This is a genomic window from Chitinophaga qingshengii (assembly GCF_014529935.1).
In the GTDB taxonomy this organism is placed as follows: domain Bacteria; phylum Bacteroidota; class Bacteroidia; order Chitinophagales; family Chitinophagaceae; genus Chitinophaga; species Chitinophaga qingshengii.
The window spans coordinates 1-1,566 of sequence record NZ_JACVFC010000009.1 but is presented as its reverse complement, the minus strand read 5'-3'; the positions used below and the strand labels follow the sequence as shown (position 1 = coordinate 1,566).

Annotated in this window: 2 rRNA genes; both read left to right on the top strand. The window is 48.2% G+C overall.

The window, feature by feature from the left end:
• A 23S ribosomal RNA gene (locus ICL07_RS32120) occupies window positions 1–1,326 on the top strand; the annotation flags it as partial.
• A 123-nt stretch (window positions 1,327–1,449) separates the two neighbouring features.
• Window positions 1,450–1,561 (top strand): 5S ribosomal RNA (gene rrf / locus ICL07_RS32115).
• Window positions 1,562–1,566: the final 5 nt, after the last annotated feature.

Sequence of the window (1,566 nt, the reverse complement as noted above, 5' to 3'; positions counted from 1 at the left end):
GCAAAGCTTCGGCAGCGCTGATAATGTCCCTAATCAGACTTCCAAGAAAAACTTCTAAGGTTCGTTTATGACAGCCCGTACCGTAAACCGACACAGGTAGTCGAGATGAGTATTCTCAGGCGCTCGAGTGATCCGTGGTAAAGGAACTAGGCAAATTGACGCTGTAACTTCGGGATAAGGCGTACCACAGTGATGTGGTCTCAGTAAAATGGTACAACCAACTGTTTAACAAAAACACAGGGCCCTGCAAAATCGAAAGATGACGTATAGAGCCTGATACCTGCCCGGTGCTGGAAGGTTAAGGAAGGATGTTCGGAGCAATCCAAAGCTTCTGACTGAAGCCCCAGTAAACGGCGGCCGTAACTATAACGGTCCTAAGGTAGCGAAATTCCTTGTCGGGTAAGTTCCGACCTGCACGAATGGTCTAATGAGTTGTACACTGTCTCTACCACGAGCTCGGTGAAATTGTAGTATCGGTGAAGATGCCGGTTAATCGCAACGGGACGGAAAGACCCCGTGAACCTTCACTACAACTTAACATTGATTTTGAATGCCAGATGTGTAGGATAGTTGGGAGACTGTGAAGCAGCTTCGCCAGGAGTTGTGGAGTCATCGTTGAAATACCAACCTTCTGTTATTTAGAGTCTAATCCCTGCAAGGGGAGACATTGTTTGGTGGGTAGTTTGACTGGGGTGGTCGCCTCCTAAAAGGTAACGGAGGCTCGCAAAGGTACCCTCAGTACGGTTAGTAATCGTACGTAGAGCGCATTAGTATAAGGGTGCTTGACTGTGAGGCAAACAAGCCGAGCAGGTGCGAAAGCAGGCTAAAGTGATCCGGTGGTTCTGTATGGAAGGGCCATCGCTCAAAGGATAAAAGGTACTCCGGGGATAACAGGCTGATCTCACCCAAGAGCTCATATCGACGGTGAGGTTTGGCACCTCGATGTCGGTTCGTCACATCCTGGGGCTGGAGAAGGTCCCAAGGGTTCGGCTGTTCGCCGATTAAAGTGGCACGTGAACTGGGTTCAGAACGTCGCAAGACAGTTCGGTCCCTATCTGTTGTGATCGTTAGTAAATTGAGGAGACATGACCTTAGTACGAGAGGACCGGGTCGTACGTACCGCTGGTGTATCTGTTGTGCCGCCAGGTGCAGTGCAGAGTAGCTATGTACGGACAGGATAAACGCTGAAAGCATCTAAGCGTGAAACCTGCTTCAAGATGAGTTTACTTTTAAGGGCCGTCGGAGACTACGACGTTGATAGGTTACAGGTGTAAAGGTGGTAACATCACAGCCGAGTAATACTAATTGCCCGTAAGCTTTAACTTTATTTATTACTGTAAAGTCTGTATACAACTATTTCCCGATATGTTATCTTATTGCGTGCTGCAAGGATAAGGTAGTTCCACTGCCTGCTTCCTTAGACGAGAGATCGTCAACAGCCAAAGATCTTATGGTGGTTTTGCCAAGGGTGTTCACCTCTTCCCATTCCGAACAGAGAAGTTAAGCCCCTTATGGCCGATGGTACTGCACTATCATGCGGGAGAGTAGGTAGCTGCCATATTTATT